The following is a 24183-nucleotide window of genomic DNA, read 5'->3' on the forward strand; positions in this document are numbered from 1 at the left end:
AGGGGTGTGACCCAGACTCGGACAACACGTTTGGAACGGGGCCGTGGCGCCCTCGGCCCGGCCCTGGAGCTCGTCCACACCGGCCGCGCCCCCACCCGGGCCGTGCTCACCGCCGAGCTCGGCGTGACCCGCGCGACCGCGGGCGCCGTCGCGGCCGAGCTGGAGGCCCTCGGGCTGATCGAGGTCGACGCGCGCCCCGGCGCCGCCGCCGGCTCCCAGGGCCGGCCCTCCCACCGGCTCTCCCTCGCCCCGGACGGGCCGGTCGTGCTCGCCGCGCAGATCCACGCCGACGGCTTCCGCGCCGCCCTCGTCGGCCTCGGCGGCCGCATGGTCGCCACCGCCCCCGGCTGTATGACCGTACCCGCCGACCCCGCGCACATCATCGACGCCGTCGTCGAGGCCGGAGCGGGTCTGCTGCGCGGGACGGGCCGCCGCTGTCTGGGCGCGGGCCTCGCCGTCCCCTCGGCCGTCGCCGAACCGGAGGGCACCGCCCTCAACCCGCTGCACCTCTCCTGGCCCGCCGGGGCGCCGGTCCGGGAACTGTTCACGGAGGCGCTCGCCAAGGCGGACGTGCCCGGCCCGGGCGGTACCCCCGCCCTCGGAGTCACCGGCAACGACGTCAACCTGGCCGCTCTGGCCGAGCACCGCCACGGCGCGGGGCGCGGCGCCCGGCACCTGCTGTGCGTCGCCACCGGGCACCGGGGCGTCGGCGGCGCGCTCGTACTCGACGGCCGGCTGCACAGCGGCAGCTCCGGCCTGGCCCTGGAAGTGGGCCACCTTACGGTCAACCCCGCGGGCCTGCCCTGTCACTGCGGCAGCCGTGGCTGCCTGGACGTGGAGGCGGACCCGCTGGCCTTCCTGACCGCCGCGGGCCGCGACCCCGGGCCCGAGGTCTCCCTGCTCCAGCAGTCCCGCGACCTGCTCCGCACGGAGTACGCCGACCCGGCCGTGCGCGCCGCCGCGGAACTGATCGTCGACCGGCTCGGCCTCGGTCTCGCGGGCCTGGTCAACATCCTCAACCCGGACCGCATCATCCTCGGCGGCCTCCACCGCGAACTGCTGGAGGCGGACCCCGAACGCCTCCGCGCGGTCGTCGCCGACCGTAGCCTGTGGGGCCGCAGCGGCGGCGTGCCCATCCTGTCCTGCACCCTGGACCACAACAGCCTCATCGGCGCGGCCGAGGCGGCGTGGCAGCCGGTCCTGGACGACCCCTTGGCGGCACTCGGCTGAACTCCCGTCACCCGGAGATGAACCGGCGGAGGGGCCGGGCAGCGCCTGCCGAACCTTCGCCGACGGCCCTCCCGGGCGGCCGTGAGATCGACGAGGACGGGTACCGCCGCCGGTCGGCCGTCCCGGAGGAGGGCTCCGGCACTCACACGGGAGGCACGAGAGCGAAGTAGCGGTCGAGCGCGCGCCGGTCGCCCCTCACGTCGAGCCGCTCCGCGGGGATCCGCTGCCACAGGAACAGCAGCAGGTCCGAGGCGGTGCCCGCCACCTCGACGTCCCGGGGGCCGGTGCCGTCGGCGGTCCGGACGTCGTCCCCGTGGAAGGACACGGTCCAGTCGCCGGGGCCGTCCGTACGCCGGAACCCGAACCGCTCTCCCGCGCCGGCCGGGACGCGTCGCCAGGTCCGCCGGGCCGGTACGAACACCTCGAAGTTGTGGCCGATGGCGTCCGCCGCGAAATCCGCCTCCAGCGGCCGGGCCGTGCCGAGCGCCCGCTCGGCGTCCCAGCGGTGCACCGACGCCTCGACGGCCTGCACCCGCCGCCAGAAGCCGACCGTCCGCTCCCCGGACCACGTCCACGCCCACGCGTCCGGCGCGCGGTCGCCCAGCGCCGACTCCAGGGCGGCGGCCCCGGCCGCGAACCAGTCGGAAAGGCTCGTGGGCAACGGCCCGTGATGGGGCGCGTCCTCGGGGCGCGGCCAGTCGTGGGTGTCCGCGGGAAGATCGAGGAAGGTGAGGTCCGAGGTCTCCGGCGGGCCGTCGAGCCGCCGCGTCACGATATGGGTCACTGCCCGGTGGACGCTGCCGAGATGCACGACCAGATCGGCCACCGACCAGCCGGGGCAGGAGGGGACCAGGGGTGATCCACCGGAGTCGGCCGCTCGTCGTACCACGGCCTCGAACGCCAGGACTTCACGGTGGAATACGGAGAGGTGGTCCACGGTCCCACTCTGCCACGCGGCGCCGCCCGGGAAGGGGCGGTCGGCCGGGCCTCGGGGGCCTGTACGGCCGGCCGTGGCGCGCGGGCGTCCGACGGAGGCGTGCGGAGACGCCCGTCCGTCCACCGGGCCCGGGACCCGGCCCGCCCGGCGGGCGGCGCGTCCGACGGGTGTCGCGCGCCGTCGCGGCCGGGTAAAGGCCGCTCCCGCGAGGGTGGGTGGGGTGTGAGTGGGGCCGGCCGGTGGACGCGCCCTCGTCCGGCTCAGCCGGGGACGGGGGAGCGGCCGCCGAGCGACGCCGTCCGGAGAGCCGCCGCGGGCTCCTCGAAGACGGACTCGTCCAGCGCGGGCAACCGGGTGACGGTCTGTTCGAACGCGGCGGCGCGCTCGGCCTGGATCCGCCGGGCCGCGGGCGTACCGGGCACGGCGAGGGTGAACCACACGACCTTCCCGCCGTCGTGCCGCTCCTGCACCCCCCAGCTCGCGCTGACGGCGGCGATCAGCGCCAGACCGCGGCCGTGCGTGCTGCCGGTGTCGGCGTCCCCGAGACGCGGCAGCCGGGGGTCGTGGTCCCGCACCGAGACCGTGAGCTGGTCCAGCACGAGGTCGATCTCGACGGTGCAGCGCTTGTCGGGTTCCGCGTGCCGGTGCACGTTGGTCAGGAGCTCGGTGACGCCGAGCGCGGCGGTGTCGATGAGGGGATCGAGGTGCCAGTAACGGAGCTGCGCAGATACGATTCTGCGGACCTGGCCGATCCGCGGCGGCAGAGCCTGGAGCTCTACGGTGCAGTGCTTGTTCGGTCGACTGATCACGGCTGCGACTCCCTGAAGAAGTAGGGCTAGCCTGATGCAGATAGGCGTTCCGGCACGCGCCGGGTCCGGTCCGACGGCGGTGGTGGCTGAGCCGGTCGGCGAACACTGATCCGGAGTGTAATCGCCGCTCTACCCTCGGTGATGCCGATATGGGTCAAGGGTCGGTTCTCACTGCCACATGCGCAACTCCTACGCCTTCAGCCCCGCGCATCACTGTCGCGCGCGGAGCGGACCGCCTCCAGGAACCGCCGGACCGCCGATGGCCCCGGTTCCTCGGCCGCACCGTCCCGGCCGCCCAGTGTGAGGACGTAGCGTGTGCCGTTCACCCGTGCCCGCGCCCGGTCCCGGGCGGCGAACCAGGGTTTGCTCGCGTGGACCGCGTCCAGGGGAGCGCTGTCGATCTCCCGGCCGTAGCTCGTCAGCAGCTCCAGCCTGCCGTCCTTGATCTTCACCTGCCCGGCCCTGGTGAGAGAGCGCAGAGCCCGCTCGATCCGTACTCCGGTCGCGTTGAACTCCGGCTCCGCCACGGCAACCGCCTCCCCGGCCGAATCGTGTGCCTGCTGCGCAGTCTGCCTGTGAGGCGGCTCACGCACCAGTGCCCATTTATGATCGAAACGTCCGGGTGCTCCCGTACGAGCCAGGACGAACTGCGTGAGGAGCGTCGTGAACAGCACCGTGCGCGCGGGCGGCTCCGCCGGCCCCACTCCCGTCCCCACCGTCGACATCGACCGCAGCGACCCCGCCCACCGGGCCTGGCTGGCCGAGGCCGTCCGGAAGGTGCAGGCCGACGCGAACCGCTCGGCCGACACCCACCTGCTGCGCTTCCCGCTGCCGCAGGAGTGGGGCATCGACCTCTATCTCAAAGACGAATCCACCCACCCCACCGGAAGCCTCAAACACCGCCTCGCCCGCTCGCTCTTCCTCTACGGCCTGTGCAACGGCTGGATCCGCCCCGACGCCCCCGTCGTGGAGGCGTCCAGCGGCTCCACCGCCGTCTCCGAGGCGTACTTCGCCGCCCTGATCGGCGTCCCGTTCGTCGCCGTCATGCCCCGCACCACCAGCCGGGAGAAGTGCCGCCTGATCCAGGCCCAGGGCGCCCGCTGCCACTTCGTCGACGACCCCCGGACGATGTACGCCGAGGCGGCCGCCCTCGCCGAGCGGACCGGCGGCCACTACATGGACCAGTTCACCTACGCCGAACGGGCCACGGACTGGCGGGGCAACAACAACATCGCCGAGTCGATCTACCAGCAACTGCGTCTCGAACGCCACCCGGTGCCCGCCTGGATCGTCGCCACCGCCGGCACCGGGGGCACCTCCGCGACCCTCGCCCGCTATGTGCGCTACATGCAGCACGACACCCACATCTGTGTCGCCGACCCCGAGAACTCCTGCTTCTTCGACGGCTGGCGGGACCACGACCCCACCGCGACCAGCGACCGCGGCTCACGCATCGAGGGCATCGGCCGGCCCCGCATGGAACCCAGCTTCGTGGCCGGGGCGATCGACCGGATGATGAAGGTACCGGACGCCGCGAGCATCGCGGCCGTACGCGCCCTGGACGCGGCCGTCGGCCGTAAGGCGGGCGGCTCCAGCGGCACCGGGCTCTGGAGCGCGCTGAAGATCGTCGCCGAACTCGCCGACCAGGGCCGCTAGGGCAGCGTCGTCACCCTCATCTGCGACCCCGGCGAGCGCTACCTCGACACGTACTACTCCGACGCCTGGCTCGCCGAGCAGGGCCTGGACATCGCCCCGTACACCACGGCCATCACCACCTTCCTGGCGACCGGCCACTGGCCCGGCTGACGCCTCCCACGGGGTGGTACGGGCGCCCCGCGCCCGGTCTCCGGACGAGGCCGTTCCGGGCCTAGGGATCCGCCGTCTCGCCGAAGCCGTCCGCCACCACCAGCTCCGGCAGCCGCTCGGCGATCTCCCGGCGCGCCGCCGGCGGCAGCCCCGCGTCCGTCACCAGGGCGTCCACCTCGTCCAGCGCGGCGAACGAACTCAGCGCCACCGTCCCCCATTTGGTGTGGTCGGCGAGGACCACGACGCGGCGCGCCGCCCGCACGAAGTGCCGGTTGGTCTCGGCCTCCGCGAGATTCGGGGTCGACAGACCCGCCTCGGCGGAGATCCCGTGCACCCCGATGAACAGCACGTCGAAGTGGAGCGAGCGGATCGCGGCGTCCGCGACCGGGCCGACCAGCGTGTCCGAGGGCGTCCGCACCCCGCCCGTGAGCACCACCGTCGCCGCTCCGGGCCGGGCCGCGGGCCCCGTGGACGACACGGACCGCTGCGCCGTGTGGAACACGTCGGCGGCCCGCACCGAGTTCGTCACCACCGTCAGATCCGGGACGTCGACCAGCCGCCGGGCCAGCGCGAACACCGTCGTCCCGCCGGCCAGCGCGATCGCCCCGCCCCGCGCGGCCATCCGCGCCGCCGCACGCGCGATGTCCTCCTTCGCCGCCAGCTCCAGCGCCGACTTGGCCTCGAAGCCCGGCTCGTGGGCCGTCGCCTCCGCGACCGGCACGGCACCGCCGTGCACCTTCTCCACGACGCCCGCCCTCGCCAACGCGTCCAGGTCCCGCCGGACCGTCATGTCCGAGACGTTCAGCCTGCGCGTCAGCTCGTTGACCCGCACGCCCCCGCGCCGCCGGACCTCGTCGAGGATCAGGGCGCGCCGCTGCTCCGCGAGGAGGTTCTGGTTGTCGCTCACCCGGGCCGTCCTTTCCGGTCAGCCGCCGACAGCTGTGCCCGCTCATCTTCCCACGCACGTAAGGCAGATGATCGGCTTCGTTCGACTCGCATCACGATTGCGCCTCGTTCCCCGCCTCCGCGCATTGTCAGTGCCTCCTGCGACGATTCTGGAAGTGAGGGACCACACCGGGATCGGGGGACGCGGTGGCAGCACAGGAACAGCCGGAGACACGGGCGGCACGTCCGACACAAGGACTCGCTCTCGAACTGCTCGTGCACGGCGTCGGCGGCGCCACCGCGCAGAGCATGCTGGGCGACCCGCGCACCGAGCGCGTCACCGGCGACGACATCGCGGGCATCCACCGCCGCACCGACGACCTCGACGCCGAGGACGACCCGCGCGAGCCGCGCGACGGGCCCGTCCGCGAGGCATACGTATGGTCCAACCTGACGTCGGGGAACGGCTCGCGCGCCCTGTGGCTCGTCCTGCTGCCCTTCATGGTCGTCAATCTCGCCCACTGGATGCGCCCCGCCGCCGACGCCCGCACCCGCACCGCGCGGGCCTACGGCGTGCTGGTCCGCCTCGTCGCCCTCAGCCTCACCGTCCTGCTCACCGCCGCGATCTGCGAGGTCACCCTCGACCTGACGGCCTGGCAGTGCGCGGGCAACCGCGCCTGCTCCTCGGGCAAGGCATGGCTCGGCTTCATGTCCTCGGCCAGGGACGGCTGGTGGAGCCAGCCCGGCCGCCGGCTCGCCCTGGCCGCCACCGTGCCCGCCGCCCTCACCGGCCTGCTGTGGTTCCTCTCCCACCGCACCTGGAGCGCCTACGAGACCCAGCCGCCCGCCCCCTCCGCCCCCGACGACGGCGAACCCCGCACGGGCGGCCGCCCGCCCCTGTGCCTGCCCGGCTTCTGGTACGGCCGCCGGATCGTCGCCCGCCTGCGCGCCGCGCACACCGCGGCCGCCCTGCTGACCGTCGCCGCCGTCCTCACCCAGGCCGCCACCCGGCACGACCGCGCGCCCGGCGGCGGCACGGCCCTGGACGCCACCGGCTGGGCCCTCGTCGCCGCCCTGTCGGCGGCCGGGGCGTTCACGCTCTTCACCGTGTGCCGCCGGGGCCGCCACGAGACCACCCCCGACGGCAGGACCGACCGCGCCGCCGTCCGGGCGCTGCCCGTCGCCGCCCTCGCCCTGCTGGCGCTCGCCGCCGTGCACGCCGCCTGGAGCCGCCCCCGCTGGGTCTCCACCGGCATGCTCCCCGGCGACCGCCTCTTCGGCGCCGTGGGCCTCGCCCAGATCCTCCTGGTCGTCCTCCTGGCGGTCGTCGCCCGCCGCCTCCACCGCGCCGAGCCCGTCGAGCGGGCCCCGCTGGCCGGGCTCGCCGGCCCCGTCGTCGCCACGCTCGCCTGCGCCCTCGGCGGGCTCATGACCGCCGGCGTCGCCCAGCGCGCCGCGGACTGGCTGGACGGCCGCGCCACCCCCGGCATGGGCGACGGCCCGATCGCCGGCCCCCCGGTCGTCCTGTCCTGGCAGGCGTCCGCCATACCCCCGCTGCTCGCCGCCCTGCTCCTGCCGGCGCTCCACCTCGCCGTGCGCGCCCTGCGGACCCGCCGCGAGCTGCTCCGCACCGTCCCCGGCGACTACCCCGGCGAGGAGCCCGACCGGGCCCGTACGGGCGCCATCGCCGGAGCCGTCGCCCGCGCCGGGCTCACCGACTCCGCCCCCTGGGTCGCCGGCACCGCGGCCGGCCTCACCCTCCTCCTCGGCGGCGGCGCGCTCGCCGGCGCCTGGGCCACCGGCGACGTGCCCGGCCGCGCCGCCGACGGCACGTCCGCGGCCGTCGAGAGCTGCGCGCAGACCGCCCAGGCCCTCGGCTCCTGGTGCGTCGGCCTCGGCTTCGTCCTCCTGCTCACCTGGGGCCGGCGGGCCTACCGCGACCCCGCCGCGCGCCGCACCGTCGGCATCCTCTGGGACGTCGGCACCTTCTGGCCGCGCGCCGCCCACCCCTTCGCCCCACCCTGCTACGCCGAGCGCGCCGTCCCCGACCTCACCTGGCGGATGCGGACGTGGACCGAGCGCACGGGCGGCCGGCTCGTCATCTCCGGGCACTCCCAGGGCAGCGTCCTCGCGGCGGCCGCCGTCTGGCAGCTCGACCGCGGTACCCGTGCCCGGGTCGCCCTGCTCACCCACGGCTCGCCCCTGGAGCGCCTCTACGGCCGCTGGTTCCCCGCTTACTTCGGGCCCGCGCAGCTCACGGCGCTCCACCACGACCTGCGGTGCTGGCGCAATCTGTGGCGCCGCACCGACCCCATCGGCGGCCCCGTGCGGCTCCCTCCGGCCGGGTCCGGCGCCGACAGCGCCCGCCGCGTCGACCGCGGCCCCCTCAAGGACCCCCTGGCCTACGGGCGCACGCCCGAGCACCCGCTGCCCGCGCCGGTCCTCTGCCACTCCCGCTACCAGGCCGACCCCGCCTTCGCCGAGGAGCGCTCGGCGCTGCTGGCCGAGCTCGCCGCCTGGATACCCGCTCAGGACAGCTCGGGCAGGTCCTCCGGGTAGAGCAGGGTCAGCTCGTCCGTGCTCGGCGCGGACAGCTGCGCCACCCTGCCCGCGTGGTGCTCGACCATCGATTCGAAGGTCTGCCGGGCGGTCCGGCCGTTGCCGAAGGCCGGGCCCCTGGGGATCTCCGTGAAGTACTTCAGGAGGGCGTCCGCCGCCCCCTCGCCGAGCCGGTACTCCTGCTCGACCGCCTGCTGCTCCACGATCCGCAGCAGCTCGTCCGGAGCGTAGTCGGTGAAGGTGATGGTGCGTGAGAAGCGCGAGGCCACACCGGGGTTGACGGTCAGGAACCGCTGCATCTCCGCGGTGTAGCCGGCGACGATCACCACGACCGCGTCCCGGTGGTCCTCCATCAGCTTCACCAGCGTGTCGATGGCCTCCCGGCCGAAGTCCCGACCGGAGTCCTCCGGCGACAGGGCGTACGCCTCGTCGATGAAGAGGACCCCGCCGCGCGCCCGGTCGAAGGCCTCCTGGGTGCGGATGGCCGTCGAGCCGATGTGCTCGCCCACCAGGTCCACCCGGGAGACCTCCACCAGGTGCCCGCTCTCCAGCGCCCCGAGCGAGGCGAGGATCTCGCCGTAGAGCCGTGCCACCGTGGTCTTGCCGGTGCCGGGGGAGCCGGTGAAGACCAGGTGCCGGCGCACGGACGCGGCCTTGAGCCCCGCCTCCCGCCGGCGCCGCCCGACCTCGATCATGTCCGTGAGCGCCCGCACCTCACGCTTGACGCTCTCCAGGCCCACCAGGGCGTCCAGCTCGCCGAGCACCGTCGCCGCCGGGCGCCCGGACTCGGGGGTGGCCGGCACGGCGTCGTCGGGGGAGCGCTGGAGCGGCACCCCGACCGACAGCACCGGTGCCGGTCGGGCCAGGGGCGCAGCCTCCACCACCGGGGCGCCGACGCCCCGGCCCGGCGACAGCGAGGCGCCGGCCGTCGCGATCGCGCCCTCGTCGCTCGTACAGCCCTCGCTCACGGTGCCGGCCTCGGCGAACTCGTAGCCGCCGCGCGCGCACCGCTCCGTGCGGCACCGGCTCAGCGTCGAACGACAGCCGTCGATGACGTGGAAGCCGTAGCCGCCGCTGCCCGTCACCCGGCAGTCGTGGAAGGTGCCCCGGCCGCCCGCCGACACATAGAAGCCCGCCTCGGCGGGCGAACTGACCACGCAGCGCTCGACGGTGGGGTCCGCGCCCTTGGTGACGATGACGCCCGTCGCCGCCCCGTCGATGGTGCAGTCCGTCATCGCGCCCCCGCTGCCGTGGTCGCGGAACCACGCGCCCGTACCGGCCTGCCGGATCCGGCAGTCGTCCAGGCGGGCCGTCGCGCCGTCGCTCACCGACACAGCGGTGTTGCGGACCTGCGCGAGGTCGCTGTCGACCACCTCGACGGCGGACCCCCGGTCCAGCACGAACAGGGCGTCCGGCACCTCCCGCACCCGGCAGGCGCCCAGCACGGCGGAGGCGCCGTCGCTGACCCAGACGGCCGGGTAGTCGCCCGTGCTCTCGTGGATGTCGCACCGGTCGGCCTCCACGCGGGTACCGGGGTCCCACACGGAGAGGCCGTTGCGCCCGAAGCGGCGCACCGCCGAGCGCGTCATCGACAGCACCGAACGGGAGCGCAGGTCCACCCCGTTCTCCGGGACGTCGTGGATCTCGCAGTCCATCAGCGAGAGCACCGCGCCGGTGTCCAGGGTCACGCCGTCACCCGAGGTGCGGTGCACCTGGCAGTCGGTCAGATGCCCGGCCGCGCGGGCGGTCACCTGCACCCCGGTGCCCCGGATCTCGTAGACCTCGCAGCCGATCGCCTCCAGGGCGCTGCCCTCGCCGGTCATGGACAGCCCCGCGCCCGAGGCGTGGTGCACCCGGCAGCGCTCGAGCCGCGGACGGGCGCCGCCGCGCACGGCGACCCCCGACTGGCCGGCGGCCACCACCTCGCAGTCCTCGAAGAAGCCGCCCGCGCCGTCCAGCACGCTGATCCCGGTGCCGCCGGGGTTGTCGACCGTGCAGCGGCGCACCGTGGGCCGGGAGCCGCCGCGCACCTCGAGGCCCGCCGCGGAGCGGGTGGTGATCCGCAGATCGGCCAGCTCCGGGGCGCCGTCCTCGACGAGCAGCGCGGGCGCCGTGGCGTCCTGCCCCTCGATGTGGAGGTCCAGCAGCGCCGCCGAGGCCCGCACGGTCAGGGCGACGCCCTCCGCCGGGGCGATCCGCACCGAGCCGCGCGCGCTCTCGCAGCCGCGCAGGGTGATGGCGCGCGTGACCACCAGATTCTCGCGGTAGGTGCCCGGCGCGACGGACAGGACGTCGCCGTCCGCCGACGCCTCCAGGGCCGAGGCCAGGGAGTCGTACTCCCCCGTGCGCCGTCGCCACCGCGACGTACCGCTGTGCGTCACCTGGACCGAGCCCTGTGCCATGGTGCTGCTCTGCCCCCACCTCGTGCGTGCGTTCACCGGCACGGTACGTACCGGCCGGACCACCGTAGCGCGCGCGGGCCACGGGAGTTGACCGGTCAGCTCCCCGCGTCCGCGCGACCCCAGGTGTGCGCGGCCTGCCGCCAGGACCGGTCCCACTCGGCGTACCGCTGTCGGGTGAGCCTCCAGACGACGATCCTGCGGCACCCCTCGACCAGCCCGGCGCCCCCCGCGCCGGCGGCGGCACCGGCGAGGACCGCGTGGACCGCGGCGGTGCCCCGGTCCATGGGGCGGCCCGCGACCCGCCCCTGGTCGTCCGTCCACAGCCGGAAGCGGTGGCCGGGGTCGGCGGCGTCGCGGACGGCGACCACCCCGGAGAGCCGCTCGCCCTCCGGGCCCGGCCAGCGGGCGATCACCCGGAGGTGCCCCTCGCGTTCGGCCGCCGCCTCGTGCTCCGTCCCGGCGGGCCGGCTCCGCAGGGTGCGCAGCGCCGTGGCGGTCACGAGGTGGCGGTGCCGCTGCTGTTCGCGGACCGTCTCCCGCAGCGCCTTGTGCGCGAGCGTTCCCGTCGCCCAGCCGACGGCCGTGCCGGTCAGCAGCATCAGGGCCACGGCGGCCACCCCGATCCACGCCTCCAGGGCGTCGGTCCGGCGGCGCAGCGGATTGCGCCGCCATCGCCATGCCCACCTCGTCGCGCGCACCACGCTCACCCCCTTCCGCGTTCCGTAGATACCTCACACAGGGCATCGCATGCGGATGAAGGCGGCGGAGAGAGCAAAATCACCCCCTCCGGATGCCGTTCGCGGCGGCGCGTTGACGGGTGGCGTGCGGTGACGGGACGACAGGGGCGTGCGGGGCGGCTGTTCCCGGCGCTCGTCCCGGCGCCGGTTCGGCCCCGCTCCAGGCCGAGACGAGGTCCGGCCCCGGAGGTTCGCTCTCGGGAGTTCGACGCCGGAAGCCCGATGTCAGGGGACCCGGGCCAGGATCTCGACCGGGTCGCCCACGCGCAGCACCCCGGTGTGCTCGGGGATGAGGTTCATGCCGAACACCGCGCCGTTGCCGATCCGGTGGTGCCGGACGAGCGTGCGCAGCGGCTCCTTGCCCCGTACGGCCGTCAGCTGGTCGGTGGTGGTCACGACGCAGCGCTTGCTGGGCTTGACGGCCCGGAAGGTGACCTCGCCGATCCGGACGCGCCGCCAGCCGTCCTCGGCCCACGGCTCGGTGCCCGCGATCACCGCATTCGGCCGGAAACGGTTCATGGGCAGCGGGCCCTCCTCGGCGTGGTCGCCCTCGGAGATCAGGGAGTTGAGGGCGTCCAGCGAGCCTTGCGCGGCGGCCAGCAGCGGAAAGCCGTCGGCGAAGCTCACTGTCTCACCCGGCCGGGAGTACTCGGGGTCGATCGTGCGCCGGACCGCCGGGTCGTCCATGTGCAGCAGCCGGGCCGGGCACTCCAGGAAGTCGCTCACCCACGCGTCCGCCGCGGCCCCGGCCGGGACGGCCTCGACCTTGTCCTGGAACACCCGCACCGTGACCGTGCCGCCCCGCTCGGCGGCGTCGGGCACGGGGACGTCGATCGGCTCGGCGCCCGGCGCGTGGAGCCGGATCCCGCCGCCCGCCGAGGGCCGGGCCGAGGCCAGCGCGAGTCTCGGCCGCTGCCGTTGGGTGATCTGCGCGCCGCTCTCGTCGGTGACCAGCCACCGCCGGTCCCCGGCGAGCCCCCAGGGTTCCACGGCCGCCTCGGCGGGCGCGCACCCGGCCATGGACTTGACGGGGTAGTAGTGGACCGAGGTCAGCACTGGCGTGGACATGCGGCCATCCTGCCACCGCGGCCCGATGACCGGACGATTCCCCCCGTCGCTTCGTTCGCTACGCCCGCCCCGGCCCCCCGGCACCCGGCGTCGCCCGGCCGCCCGGCCGGGTCGGCGAGGCTCAGTAGCCGCCCTGCTGCGGGGGGTACGGCCGGTTGTACGGGTCCTCGTACTGCGCGGGGGCGGGGCGGGGCGCCACGGGCCGCATCGCGTCGTAACCGGCCGGGCCGCCGGTGCCGGCGGGACCGGCGGCCGCCGGACGCGGCTGCTGGTACTGCTGCTGGGGCCCCGCGTAGCGCGGCGCCTGCTGCGGGATGTAGGGCGCCGGGGCCTGCTGGAGGCCGGCGGGCTGCTGGCCGTTCGCGGCCGGGTAGCCGTACTGCTGGCCGGGGGCGGCGTAGCCGCTCTGCGGCGCCTGCGGCTGCGGTGCGGCCGACGGGCCCGAGGGCAGCGCCGGGAGGGCGGGCAGCTGGCTCCCGCCGTCGTACGGCGACGACACCCGGATGGGCGCGATCTGCGGGGTGCCCCGCTCCGCGACAAGGCTGTCGTAGATGGGGGTGTCCGGGAACGACGGCGCGGCGTAGTAGCCACCGCCGTAGGTGCTGCGGGGGGAGGTCATAGCGCATAAGTTAAGCCCTTTCCCCGGCCCGGTCTACGCCGAGGTCGCCGCAACCCCTTTCTGACCTGCAAAGACGCAGGTCAGGACAGAAACGACAGGTAGGGACACATCCATACGAGCGGGTGATCCGGTCACCGATTTTCGGCGTGTCGCACGACCTGTTCGCACCTTTTCCGACGATGTGCCCGCAGGTGATCTGGCGGCCCGTCAGGTGGCGTCGGAGGCGGCCCGCGCGGGCCGCCTCCACCGGGGGCCGGCCGCCGGCGGCCGGAATCAGGCGGTGCGCTCCTCGTCGCGCTCCCCGCTCCACCGGGTGTGGAACGACCCCTCGCGGTCGGCGCGCCGGTAGGTGTGCGCGCCGAAGAAGTCGCGCTGCCCCTGCGTCAGCGCGGCGGGCAGCCGCTCGGCGCGCAGCGCGTCGTAGTAGGCGAGGGCGGCGGAGAAGCCGGGGGTGGGCACGCCGTGGGCGACGGCGGTGGTGACGACCGAGCGCCAGGCGTCCTGGGCCCGCCCGACCTCCTCGGCGAAGCCCTTGTCGGCCAGCAGGGTGGGCAGTGCCGGGTCGGCCGCGAAGGCGCTCCTGATGCGATCCAGGAACGCGGCCCGGATGATGCAGCCGCCCCGCCAGATGGCGGCCATGGCGCCGAGGTCGATGTCCCAGCCGTACTCGGCGCTCGCGGCGCTGATCATGTTCCAGCCCTGGGCGTACGAGACGACCTTCGACGCGTACAGCGCCTCCTCGACCCGCGCCGCGAAGGCCGCCGCCTCGTCGTCGGGGAGCGCCGCGCGCCGCGGCCCGGGCAGCTCACGGGCCGCCTCGCGGAGGTCGCGGTGGCCGGAGACCGAGCGGGCGAACACGGCCTCGGCGATGCCGGACACCGGGGTCCCGAGGTCCAGCGCGGTCTGCACCGTCCACCGGCCGGTGCCCTTCTGCTCGGCCTCGTCGGCCACCACGTCCACGAAGGGCCGCCCGGTGGCGGCGTCGGTGTGGGCGAGCACCTCCGCGGTGATCTCGATGAGGTACGAGTCCAGGCGCCCGGCGTTCCAGCCGCGGAAGGTCTCGGCGATCCGGGCCGGCGCGAACCCGGCGACGTTGCGCAGCAGGTCGTAGGCCTCGGCGATGAGCTGCATGTCGGCGTACTCGATGCCGTTGTGCACCATTTTGACGAAGTGTCCGGCGCCGTCGGGGCCGACGTGGACGCAACAGGGGTTGCCGTCCTCGGCCTTGGCGGCGATGGACTCCAGGAGGGGGCCGAGGGCCTTGTAGGACTCCTCCGATCCGCCGGGCATGATGGCGGGCCCGTTGAGCGCGCCTTCCTCGCCGCCGGAGATGCCCGCGCCGACGAAGTGGATGCCCTTCTCACGGAGGGCCTTCTCGCGGCGGCGGGTGTCGGCGAAGTGGGCGTTGCCGCCGTCGATGATGACGTCGCCGGGCTCCAGGAGCGCGGCGAACTCGTCGATGACGGCGTCCGTCGGGTCCCCGGCCTTGACCATGATGACGATCCGTCGGGGCTTCTGCAGCGCGGCGACGAAGTCCTCGGCGGACTCGGCCGGGACGAAGTCCCCCTCGTGGCCGTGCTCGCCGACGAGCGCCTCGGTCTTGGCGTAGGTGCGGTTGTGGAGGGCGACGGTGTGCCCGTGCCGGGCGAAGTTCCGGGCGAGGTTGCTGCCCATGACGGCGAGCCCGGTGACGCCGATCTGCGCGGTGGCCTTGGGGGAGGGGGTGCTGGGCATTGCGGGGATCCACTCCTGTCACGTGCGTCGGTGAGGCTGTGCGTAAGGCTTGTGCGAGGCGGCGACGCCGGAGGACATCAAGATCTTCCCGCCGGGCCGCCGGGTGTCACCCGGCCATCGTGGCACGGCCGTGAGGGGATGGTCGGAAGTGCGCTGAGGTGACCTCGATCTTGTCACCTCCCTTCTTGGCGGAGGTGTCCGCACCCAGGTTCCGATTGTGTGATTCGGACAAGTGAGGGCTCGGGGCGTGAGGTCACCGGATCCGAGCGTCGGAGGCAGGCGAGGTAAGAGGGGCGTGATCAGACGATCGCGTGATCTTGGCGCCTACAGGCGGTCCGTGGCGGGTTCCGGCGGGCCGGATGCCGACCAGCCACGGTTCTCTGCTGTGGCACGCCCTGAGGCCGGCTACCGCGACAAGGTGACGTCCTCGACAGTCAGGTAGCGACCGGACAGTTCCGCCGCCGGGCCCGTGGCCAGTTCGAGGACGGCGCTGACCGCTCGAGGGAGGGGAACGGCCCGCCCTGCTTCGATCTGCTCGCGGAGCCAGAGGGCGCGGCGCCGGCGCCAGGGGTCGGTGGAGTCGGTCTCGTCCAGTGCGCTCGTGGTGAGTCCGGTCGCCACGATCCCGGGATGCAGGCTGAAGGCCAGGACTCCGTAGGGGCGGGCTTCGCTGGCGATGTTCTCGATGAACGTGATGCCGGCGGCCTTGGCGACGGAGTAGGAGGACAAGGTGGGCCAGCGGTGCCGTCCCGCGGCGCTGCTGATGCTGATGACACGGCCACCGCCATGACGAGCCATCAGCGGAATCGCGGCATGCACCGTGGCGACGGTGCTCAGTGTGTTGACGCGCACCGCCTCCCACCATTGTTCGACGGGGATCTCCCAGGTGAGGCCGATGGGGCCTTCCACGCCGGCGTTGTCGATGAGGACATCGATGCGGCCGCAGTCGGCATAGATCTTCTGCATGGCGACGGCAGCGGCCGACATGTCGCTGACATCCGCGCACACCGTCGTGACCGGACTGCCCGGCTGTGCGGGCAGCGCCGCCGCGAGGCGTTCGAGCGCCGAGCGGGTGCGCGCGACAAGGGCCGGCCGGAATCCCCGTTCGGCACAGGCGGTCGCGATGGCCGCCCCGAGTCCGCCGGTGGCACCGGTGATCACGGCAACAGGCGGATCACCGGCGGCACACTCGTGGGACGCACGGGTCCCGTCATGCGACGACATGGGGCGTGTCCTCCTGCTCGGGTGCGCCGTAGCGGCCGCGCAGCGCGGCACGGTCGAGTTTGCCGGTGGCCGACAGGGGCAGCCGCTCGGCGAAGTCGATGGAGCGGGGCACCTTGTACCGGGCGAGCAGGCCGCGGCAGTGGCTGAGCAGTTCCTCGGCGTCCGGCCGACGGTCGTGCCGGGGAACGATCACGGCGTGGGGGACTTCGCCGCGCCGGGGGTCGGTACGGGCGATCACGGCGGCGTCCTCGACCTCGGGATGAGTGCGCAGTACGTCCTCGATCTCGGCGGGCTGCACACTGTACCCACCGGTCATGATGGTGTCCTTGGACCGCCCGACGACGCGGACGCACTCGTGCGCGTCGCGGACCACCAGATCGCCGGTGCGCAGCCAGCCGTCGTCGGTGACGGATGCCATCTGTCCGGAGCTCGTCAGGTAGCCGGGGGTGACCTGGGGGCCCCGCACCCACAGTTCGCCGACCGTACCGGCCGGCACGGGGTGTCCGGGGGTCTGGGGGTCGACGACGCGGACTTCCAGGCCCGGTACCGGGACGCCGGCGCCGTCCCGACAGGAATCAGCGGTGGGGCTCAGCCCCGCGCCGGAGAGTTCGGTCATTCCCCAGCTCTGCAGCAACTCCACGCCGGTGTGCCGATGCCAGTCGCGTCGCAGGTCGGCGGGCGTCTGCTGCCCCGCACTCAGGCAGCGCCGCAAAGCGGCCGGCCGCCACCACGGACCGGCGGCCTCCAGCAGCCCGCGGTAGGCGGTCGGCACCGCCTCGATGACGGTGACGTCGCGAGCGACCAGCTGCTCCAGCCACCAGGTCGGCTCGAAGGCGCGGGAGGAGGTCAGCAGCGTCGCCCCGGCCAGCAGAGTGGAGATCGCCGCGAGATGGCCGTAGGTGTGCGCGAGGGGGATGGGAACGGCCACCACATCATCGGGACCGCGGTGCCGGCCGCGCCAGAAGCCGACCGCGAGGTGAAGCGCCTGTTCCGTCTGGACCACGGGACGGCAGAGGCCCGTCGATCCCGATGTGTGCATGATCATGCACGGGGCGTCCGCCACGCGGCCGGTGGCCGCCCGCGTCTTCGCCCCTGCCGCTTCGTGTGGACCGCGCCGCACGACATGCCTTCCCGGCGTTGCCGCGATCACGTCCACACGCAGCCGTCGCCCGGCGCACAGCTCCTTGATGTCATCCGACCGGTCCGGGCCGGTCAGCAGCGCCCGGGGGCGGAGATGCTCCAGCACGCGGACGATCTCGTGCTCGGTGAGCACGGCGTTCATCGGTGCCACCGCCATGCCCGCCTTGTGGGCGGCGAGGTGCGCGGCGAGCCAGGAAGCACCGTTGGGCAGGAGGAGCGCGGCGCAGTCCTCCGGGGTCCGCGTCAGCGGGCGAAGGGTGTCGGCCAGCGAGGAGGACCAGGCGTCCAACTCGGCGTAGGAACAGGCCGCGGTGTCGTCGAGGACGGCGACGCGGGCGCCGCCCGCGGCGAGGGCGTCGATCAGGGCGTCACGGAACATCTCAAGCACGCTCCCCGGCTGCCGCCGCCTCGGTCCGCATCCCGGGCTCGGCCCGTGTCGCGGGTGGAACGATCCGAGGGCTGAACAGCTCGCGGATGTACGCCCACGGCCTGTCGTCGGCGTTCAGGGTGTAGGCCTTGAAAGCGCAGGGCGTGTCCGGGGCCTGCGGCCAGCTCGTCAGGCCGATGCGGCTGATGCGGCGGTTCATCGGCAAGCCCGCCGCGGCGAACGCGAACCCGATGGGGCGCGTACGATCCCGCATCGCCGCGTCGATCCGTGCGTCCTGTCCGGCCCGCGCCGTCACGATGTTCGCCGACACCACCTCACCGGTACGGCTGACCAACCGGGAACGGCGCACCAGGCACACATCGTCCGTCGCCAGGCGCAGTAGCCCACGCGCCGTCGCCTCCACATGCTGCCCCGGCGTCATCTCGATGCCGTCCACCTGTGGTGTGAGGGCTGATCGTGTGAGCGCCTGGAGCAGGACGGTGGTCAAACCGTCGCTGGCGAGCAGTATGCGGGTGACAGGCGACCGGAAACCCGGGAGGTCGCCGGCGGGGAACCCGTCGCGGGTGTCCGCGGGAGCGGTGGGGTGGCGCATCGCGTGCTCTCCGGACAACGCCACTTGCGCGGTGGCGGTTCCCACCGGAGAGTCGATACCGGCTCCGTGCGAAGCCCGGTCCAGGGACAACGGCTCGATCTGCGCCCACTGCGCATCAGTCAACGGCACAACCAACCCAACGACTTACTGATCCAAACGAAACTGCCGGGTCCGTACGAAGCCGTTCCCCGACACCGAACTGCACCGCCCTGGCAGTGCACTTCGCACCTGACCGCACACGCCGACTGAAGCACCCCTGTCCGGGTTCCGGAGGGAAGGGCAAGGGTGGCGTTGCAGTGACGTGTCCGCCGTGCCCGTCGAATGTGCCCGCCGCGTCACTGTCGCCCGCCGCCCGCTCGCGGCACTCGAGGAACGCCCGCGGCGTTCGAGGAATGGTATTTCGATAACTCCTATATCCTGGAAAAATACCTTGAACTGCGGGAATGGAGTGCTTCACCATGCCTGGGCCTGATGTCACGGTCATCATCGCGGCGTACAACGCCATGCCGTACGTGACCGGCAGCGTCGCCTCCGTTCTCGATCAGTCCCTGGGGGCGGACCGGATCGAGCTGATCGTGGTCGACGACGGATCCACGGACGGTACGGCGGAGGAGCTCGACCGGCTGGCGGAGCGGGCGCCGCTGATGAGTGTGATCCACCAGCCGAACTCCGGCGGTCCGGCGGGTCCGCGCAACCTCGGGCTCGACCGCGCCACCGGACGCTATGTCTATTTCCTCGACGCCGACGACCGCATCGGCCCCGAAGCCCTTGAGCGCATGATCGCGGCGGCGGACGAGAACGGCTCCGACGTCGCCCTCGGGCGGATCGTGGGGGAGGGCGGGCGCCGCGCACCCCAGTCGATGTTCAAGCGGAACCAGCCCAAGACCGATGTCTTCTCCTCCAGGGTCTACTGGACCCTCAACCCCATGAAGCTGTTCCGTCGCGAGCTGATCGACCGGCTTCGGCTCCGCTTCGACACGGGCCTGTCGATCGGTGAGGACCAGCCGTTCGTCGCCACCGCCTACCTCGAGGCCGCCGCGATATCCGTCGTCGCCGACTACGACTGCCTTTACTGGGTCGCGCGCGAGGACGGCAACAACATCACCGCGCAGGAGCACGGCACACGGATGCGGGTGGACCTCTTCCGCACCATGGTCGAGCTCGTCGCCGACCGTGTGCCGGCCGGCCCCGATCGCGACGCGCTGATGCACCGGCACTTCGCGGTCGAGCTGCGGGACGCCGTGCTGCAGCTGAGCCGTGAACCCCGCCGTGACGTCCAGGAGAAGTCGCTGCACGAGCTGGCCGATCTGGTGACGCTGTACTGGACCGACGGCCTGGCCGCCCGCCTGCCCGCCGCGGTCCGCCTGCGTTGCCACCTCGTCGGCCGCGACCTCCTCGACGAGCTCCTCACCCTCGTCCGCTGGGAGCTCGACCGAGGCGCGGCCAGCTACGGCATCACCACCCTCGCCGCCACGGCCACGGCCCTCCCGGAAATCCAGGTCGAAGACGGTCGCGCCTACGCCCACTACCCCTACTTCCGCGACACCACGCTGAACGTCCCCGACGACTGCTACGACCTCACGGCCGAGCTGCGCACCCTCCACCGCGTCGACTCCGCGGAGCTCGACACCACCCGGCTGCGCCTCACCGGGCACGCCCGCATCGACCGAATATCCACGCGTGACGTCACCGGTCAGCTCGTCCTGCGCAAGCGCGGCACGGACACGGAGCACCGCCTCGCGGTCGATCACACCCCTGCCCCGGGTGCCGGCAAGGGCGGCGACCTCCACGACCGCGACACGGCGGAGTACGACGCGACGATCGACCTCGCCCCGCTGACGGCCGGCCTCTGGGACATCTCGCTCGCCGTGACCGCCCAGGGCATCGTGAAGGAGGTGCGCCTCGGCAGCAGCCGTGCGGAGTCCGTGACCACGGCGACCACCATGGTCGTCACGGACGGCGGGACCGCGGCCGCCCTCTACACCACCAAGCCTTACGGCAACCTCACACTGGACGTGGGCGAGACCCGTCACCGTGTACGGCCGAGCCTGCGGGTCACCGGCGCGCAGTGGTCGTCCGAGTCCTCCGCCACGCTCGTCGTGAACGGCCGCTGCGGGCTGAGCGATTGGCCCCAGGGCGCACTCACCGTGCGCGCCGAGGGAGCGAACGGCGCCGAACAGGTGGTGCTCGCCGAGCCCTCGTCCTCGGCCTCCGAAGGCGCGTTCACGGCACGGGTGCCCTGCGTCACCGCCGGCGAGTGGAAGCTGACCCTCCGCCTTACGGTGGACGGCAAGGAGTGGTCCGTCCCCGTACCCGCGCAGCCCTCGCCGAAGCCCGCCCGCTGGCGGCGGTTCGGTATGCCCTGGTACGCCAAGCCGCTGGCGGGGCATGACGCGCTGACGTTGCGGGTGGGGCGGGTGGAGCTGCTGAAGGCGGTGAGAAAGCGGTTGAAGCGGCGCTAGCCGTCGGGCTCGGTGACACGGGGCATCGACTCCGGAGCCGCCGCCGGGCGGCCGGTCCGCGGGGCGGGCGAGCCCGGGGACACGCTGCGCCGCCCCCGCCGCCTCACCCGTCACCCGCGTCCGGCACCATGGGGGCATGAGCGTAGTGAAGATCAACGTCCTGACGGTCCCCGCCGAACAGCGCGAGCTTCTGGAGAAGCGGTTCGCGGCACGGGCGGGCCTGGTGGAGGGCGCGGACGGGTTCGAGTGGTTCGAGCTGCTGCGGCCCGTGGAGGGGACGGACGAGTACTTCGTCTACACCCGCTGGCGCAGTGAGGAGGACTACCAGAACTGGTTCAACGGCGCGATGCGGCAGGGGCACCAGGGCGGCGGCGACGGAGAGCGGCCGAAGCCGGCGGCCACGGGGTCGAAGCTGATGGCCTTCGAGGTCGTCCAGCACGCGACGCCCGGGAACGACTGACGCCACGGAGCCGGCGGGGTCACGGGGCTGTCGCGCCGTGGCCCCGCCGTCCTTCGCCGTGGCCGGGCCGCACCCGCGATCGTTGCGCCCGCCGGGTCGCCGGGGCACGACAGTCGGCGGCCGGCTCGCTGTTCACCCCGACCCCGCTTGTTCACAGCCGGCCTCCTCCGCTTGTTCACGGTCGGCCCCGCCCCGCCCGCTCACAGTCGCCCCGCCGCGCTCACAGCCAGCCCAGCCGCGCCGCCTTCAAGCCCGCCTCGAAGCGGCTACGGGCGCCGAGGCGGTCCATGAGGGAGGCCATCGTGCGGCGGGCGGTGCGTGGCGAGACGTGCAGCTGCCGGGCGGCCGACTCGTCCGTGTGCCCCTGGGCGATGTAGGTGAGCAGGGCGCGTTCGTGGTCGGACAGCGGATGGGCGGGCCCGGCGCCGGGAGGACCCAGCGGAGCGGCCCGTTCCCAGGTCTGCTCGAAGAGGGCGAGGAGCGGGGCCAGCAGCGCCGGGCCGGACAGGCACAGGGCGCCCCGGCGGGTGTCGTCCGGATCGAGCGGGATCAGTGCCGTCACCCCGTCGACCAGGACCATCCGCGGTGGCAGGCTCGCCGTGGTGCGGAACTCACCGCGCTGTCGCGTCAGCCACCGCGCGTAGCCCAGGGTCGCGGCGTCCTCGCGGACCCCCTCCGGGCCGATCACCCGGATCGCCACCCCCCGCCCCAGGGCGTGCCCGTCGTCGTGCCGCGCCGCCCGCAGGTCCGCCGCCGACCGAGGGCCGCCGGGCAGGAACGTCAGCACCTCGCGGACCGCGTCGCGGGCCAGCTCCTGGAGCCGCCGCCGCACCGCGTCCTCGCCCACCAGCCGCTCGACGCCGCCACCGGAGGAGGAGCGGGCGCCCGTACCGGCGAACAGGCGGAGGAACGAGGCCTGGCTGTCCGCCATCTGCCGCTGCCGCTCCATCAGTTCGGCGTGCTGCCGGGCCAGCAGCCGCTGGAGCCCCATGGCCGGCTCCACCGCCAGGAAGCGGCCGGGCGTCTCGAAGGACTCCTGCACGAGCCGCAGCTCGAACAGCTTGTCCAGACAGGCGCGGACGCGGTCGGAAGTGGTCGCCAAGCGGGCCGCGATCTCCTCGACCCCCAGGGCGGGGGACTCCAGCATCTCGCGGTAGACCGCCTCGTCCGTCGTCTCCAGACCGAGTGCCACCAACATGCGTAACCCTTCCTCGTGCGACAAGCACCCCCGTGCCGGTCAGTCTGCGCGGGCACGGTCAACAGCGGATCAACACGCCGGGACGCCGCTTCCGGCCCCCCGGTGCCGCGGGCCGGCGCCCGTGGCACAAACCGGCCAGGACGGTTTGGACCGGCCCGAACCCCTTCCCCCGCGCGGGGCGGCCGACCAGGATGGTGACCACCGGGACGGCGCGGAAGCGCCGGCGACCCGAACGGTCCCGGCAGTTCCGTGAACCGGCTCCAGCGGCTCCGTCAGCACCGGAAGCCCGGCCGGCCCGACCAGACAAGGCGTCTCCCATGGCAGTCCGCACCCGCGTCCCCGGCAGACCCGCCGCCACCGCCGACCGGTGGACCCCGGCCCTCCCGTCGGTGCGAGCGCTGTGATCCGGGACTGACGCACCTCCCACCATGCGACTGACCGTCATCACCCTGGCCGCCACCGGCACCGGGGCCCCTCAGGTGCTCGACGGGGCACAGGTGAGCGACCTGCTGTGGGTCGCGGCCACCGCCGAGGACCGCCTGGAACACATCAGCGTCCGCTGCGCTCCCGGCCGCCTCCACCTGGGGATCTTCACCCTGGAGCCCCCCGGGGCGGCCGCCGGGGCCGCCGCCCTGGACATCTGCCGGCGCGCGCTGGCCATGTCCCCGCTCCTGCGCGACTGGAGCGTCCACGCCGTCCGCCCCGCCTAGGACCGGCGCCCCCCCAACCGTTCCCCGCCGATCGACCCGGAGACCCTCCATGTCCGAACAGCGGCAGCCGGCCCGTACGGCCCGGCCCCGGTACCGTCCGACACCCCGCCCGGCCTCCCCCGCCGCCGGCCTCCGCCACCGTGCCCCGGGCGGGCACCGGTGAACCTCCACTGGTCCGTCGGGCCCGGCCGGCCCGCCACACTCGTGGCCCCCCACCAGCCCGGCGTCGAGGAGGCCCTCCTCTGGCTGGCCTCCGCGCACGACGCGCTCCGCGCCGGCCTGCGGGAGCACGGCGCCGTATACATCCGCGGCCTTCCCGTGCACAGTGTGGAGGCGTTCGCGCAGGTCCGCGACGTGCTCCTGCCGCAGCGCACCCCGCACCGGGAGACGGCCACCCCCCGCGGCGACCTCGGTCACGGCGTCCGCACCACCACGAACCTGCCGTCCGGCCAGTCGATCCGGACGCACAACGAGGACAGCCACGCCCTCACCTTCCCCGGGCTGCTGCTCTTCGGCTGCCTGAGCGCCCCCGACCAGGGCGGCGCCACCCCGGTCGCCGACTGCCGGACCGTGCTGCGCTACCTCCCCCCGCACCTGGTCGAGCGGATGCGGACGTACGGCTGGCTGCTCACGCGCACGTACTCCGACCGCGTCCCGGCGGGCTGGCGCTCCGCGTTCGGCACCGGCTCCCGGGCCGAGGTGGAGCGCCGCTGCGCCGAGAACCTCGTCTCCTGCGAATGGCGCGCGGACGGCGGCCTCCGCACCCGGGGCCTGCGCCCCGGCGTCGTCCGCCACCCGGAGACCGGCGAGGAGGTGTGGTTCAACCACATGGCCTTCTGGAACGAGTGGTCACTGGACGAGAAGGTCCGCGAGATCCTCGTCGACGAGCTCGGCCACGACGGGCTGCCCTTCCACACCGGCTTCGGCGACGGCCTGCCCCTCACCAGGGGCGAGCTCTACACCATCAGCGCCGCCTACGAGGCCGCCACCGTCCGCCGCGCGTGGGAGCCGGGCGACCTCATGCTCGTCGACAACGTCCGCAGCGCGCACGGCCGCGACCCCTACCGCGGCGACCGCCGGATCGTCGTCGCCACGGGAGCCCCCCTGACGTTCGCCGACTGCCGGTCCGCCGTCCGGCCCGCCGCCGCGCCCCTTCCGGCACGGGCGGGACTGCTGACGTGTCCGTGAGGAGCCGGCACGGGGGACCGGCCCGCGGGGGCGCG

19 protein-coding genes and 1 pseudogene are annotated in these 24183 nt (G+C 74.0%); 7 read left to right on the top strand and 13 right to left on the bottom strand.

What is annotated here, in order from left to right; all coding sequences use genetic code 11:
* The first annotated feature begins 6 nt into the window (after positions 1-6).
* A complete protein-coding gene (locus tag LUZ64_RS08240; protein ID WP_095583589.1) occupies positions 7-1230 on the top strand; it encodes an ROK family protein in 1224 nt (407 codons plus the stop codon).
* Positions 1231-1372: 142 nt separating this feature from the next.
* Here LUZ64_RS08240 and LUZ64_RS08245 read toward each other — a convergent pair whose 3' ends face one another.
* The 3 genes from LUZ64_RS08245 to LUZ64_RS08255 all read right to left on the bottom strand — a co-directional run bounded on the left by LUZ64_RS08245 (position 1373) and on the right by LUZ64_RS08255 (position 3503).
* Positions 1373-2167 (bottom strand): maleylpyruvate isomerase family mycothiol-dependent enzyme, encoded by a 795-nt coding sequence (locus LUZ64_RS08245; protein ID WP_095583588.1) that lies wholly within the window; start codon positions 2165-2167, stop codon positions 1373-1375.
* Between the two features lie 260 nt (positions 2168-2427).
* Positions 2428-2976, bottom strand: a complete 549-nt coding sequence (locus LUZ64_RS08250; protein WP_095582192.1) for an ATP-binding protein — start codon at positions 2974-2976, stop codon at positions 2428-2430.
* A gap of 197 nt (positions 2977-3173) precedes the next feature.
* Positions 3174-3503: a hypothetical protein gene (locus LUZ64_RS08255; RefSeq protein WP_087924953.1), complete on the bottom strand. Its 330-nt coding sequence runs from the start codon at positions 3501-3503 to the stop codon at positions 3174-3176.
* Positions 3504-3639: 136 nt separating this feature from the next.
* Between LUZ64_RS08255 and cds1 the strand changes: the two are divergent.
* A pseudogene (gene cds1 / locus LUZ64_RS08260) lies at positions 3640-4782 on the top strand (L-cysteine desulfhydrase Cds1).
* Positions 4783-4843: 61 nt separating this feature from the next.
* Here the strand turns inward: cds1 and LUZ64_RS08265 are convergent.
* Positions 4844-5689: a DeoR/GlpR family DNA-binding transcription regulator gene (locus LUZ64_RS08265; RefSeq protein ID WP_095582191.1), complete on the bottom strand. Its 846-nt coding sequence runs from the start codon at positions 5687-5689 to the stop codon at positions 4844-4846.
* A gap of 185 nt (positions 5690-5874) precedes the next feature.
* Between LUZ64_RS08265 and LUZ64_RS08270 the strand changes: the two genes are divergently transcribed.
* On the top strand, positions 5875-8226 hold the full coding sequence (locus LUZ64_RS08270; RefSeq protein ID WP_232389709.1) for a hypothetical protein: 2352 nt from the start codon (positions 5875-5877) through the stop codon (positions 8224-8226).
* Here the strand turns inward: LUZ64_RS08270 and LUZ64_RS08275 are convergent.
* From LUZ64_RS08275 to LUZ64_RS08310, 8 genes are all read right to left on the bottom strand, one after another.
* Positions 8196-10628, bottom strand: coding sequence for a right-handed parallel beta-helix repeat-containing protein (locus LUZ64_RS08275; protein WP_095581225.1), 2433 nt, complete (start codon positions 10626-10628; stop codon positions 8196-8198). The genes LUZ64_RS08270 and LUZ64_RS08275 overlap by 31 nt on opposite strands.
* 95 nt (positions 10629-10723) lie before the next feature.
* On the bottom strand, positions 10724-11326 hold the full coding sequence (locus LUZ64_RS08280) for an Rv1733c family protein (protein WP_232390906.1): 603 nt from the start codon (positions 11324-11326) through the stop codon (positions 10724-10726).
* 264 nt (positions 11327-11590) lie between these two features.
* On the bottom strand, positions 11591-12433 hold the full coding sequence (locus tag LUZ64_RS08285; protein WP_095581223.1) for an MOSC domain-containing protein: 843 nt from the start codon (positions 12431-12433) through the stop codon (positions 11591-11593).
* Positions 12434-12554: 121 nt separating this feature from the next.
* Complete coding sequence (locus tag LUZ64_RS08290) at positions 12555-13052, bottom strand: DUF6643 family protein (protein WP_095581222.1); 498 nt, start codon at positions 13050-13052, stop codon at positions 12555-12557.
* Positions 13053-13325: 273 nt separating this feature from the next.
* A complete protein-coding gene (gene gnd, locus LUZ64_RS08295) occupies positions 13326-14786 on the bottom strand; it encodes an NADP-dependent phosphogluconate dehydrogenase (protein WP_095581221.1) in 1461 nt (486 codons plus the stop codon).
* A 405-nt stretch (positions 14787-15191) separates the two neighbouring features.
* Positions 15192-16010, bottom strand: coding sequence for an SDR family NAD(P)-dependent oxidoreductase (locus LUZ64_RS08300; protein ID WP_095581220.1), 819 nt, complete (start codon positions 16008-16010; stop codon positions 15192-15194).
* A complete protein-coding gene (locus LUZ64_RS08305; RefSeq protein WP_095581219.1) occupies positions 15997-17529 on the bottom strand; it encodes a class I adenylate-forming enzyme family protein in 1533 nt (510 codons plus the stop codon). Before LUZ64_RS08305 ends, LUZ64_RS08300 begins: the two co-directional genes overlap by 14 nt.
* Before the next feature lies 1 nt (position 17530).
* Entirely contained in the window at positions 17531-18253 is a 723-nt protein-coding gene (locus LUZ64_RS08310) for a hypothetical protein (RefSeq protein ID WP_143593106.1), read from the bottom strand.
* Between the two features lie 335 nt (positions 18254-18588).
* Here LUZ64_RS08310 and LUZ64_RS08315 point away from each other — a divergent pair, with 335 nt between their 5' ends.
* Together LUZ64_RS08315 and LUZ64_RS08320 are read left to right on the top strand one after the other, a co-directional pair.
* Positions 18589-20592, top strand: a complete 2004-nt coding sequence (locus tag LUZ64_RS08315; protein WP_170116736.1) for a glycosyltransferase family 2 protein — start codon at positions 18589-18591, stop codon at positions 20590-20592.
* A gap of 136 nt (positions 20593-20728) precedes the next feature.
* The gene (locus LUZ64_RS08320; protein WP_095581216.1) at positions 20729-21052 is read left to right on the top strand and encodes an antibiotic biosynthesis monooxygenase family protein; all 324 of its coding nucleotides are present in this window, start codon (positions 20729-20731) and stop codon (positions 21050-21052) included.
* A 220-nt stretch (positions 21053-21272) separates the two neighbouring features.
* Here LUZ64_RS08320 and LUZ64_RS08325 read toward each other — a convergent pair whose 3' ends face one another.
* A complete protein-coding gene (locus LUZ64_RS08325) occupies positions 21273-22250 on the bottom strand; it encodes a helix-turn-helix transcriptional regulator (RefSeq protein ID WP_095581215.1) in 978 nt (325 codons plus the stop codon).
* Between the two features lie 428 nt (positions 22251-22678).
* On the opposite strand from LUZ64_RS08325, the gene LUZ64_RS08330 reads away from it, so the two are divergent.
* Both LUZ64_RS08330 and LUZ64_RS08335 read left to right on the top strand, forming a co-directional pair.
* A complete protein-coding gene (locus LUZ64_RS08330; protein WP_095581214.1) occupies positions 22679-22960 on the top strand; it encodes a hypothetical protein in 282 nt (93 codons plus the stop codon).
* Positions 22961-23164: 204 nt separating this feature from the next.
* On the top strand, positions 23165-24148 hold the full coding sequence (locus tag LUZ64_RS08335; RefSeq protein WP_232389707.1) for a TauD/TfdA family dioxygenase: 984 nt from the start codon (positions 23165-23167) through the stop codon (positions 24146-24148).
* The last annotated feature ends 35 nt before the right edge of the window (positions 24149-24183 follow it).

Origin of the sequence: Streptomyces albireticuli (genome assembly GCF_021228125.1) — a bacterium.
Lineage (GTDB): Bacteria > Actinomycetota > Actinomycetes > Streptomycetales > Streptomycetaceae > Streptomyces > Streptomyces albireticuli.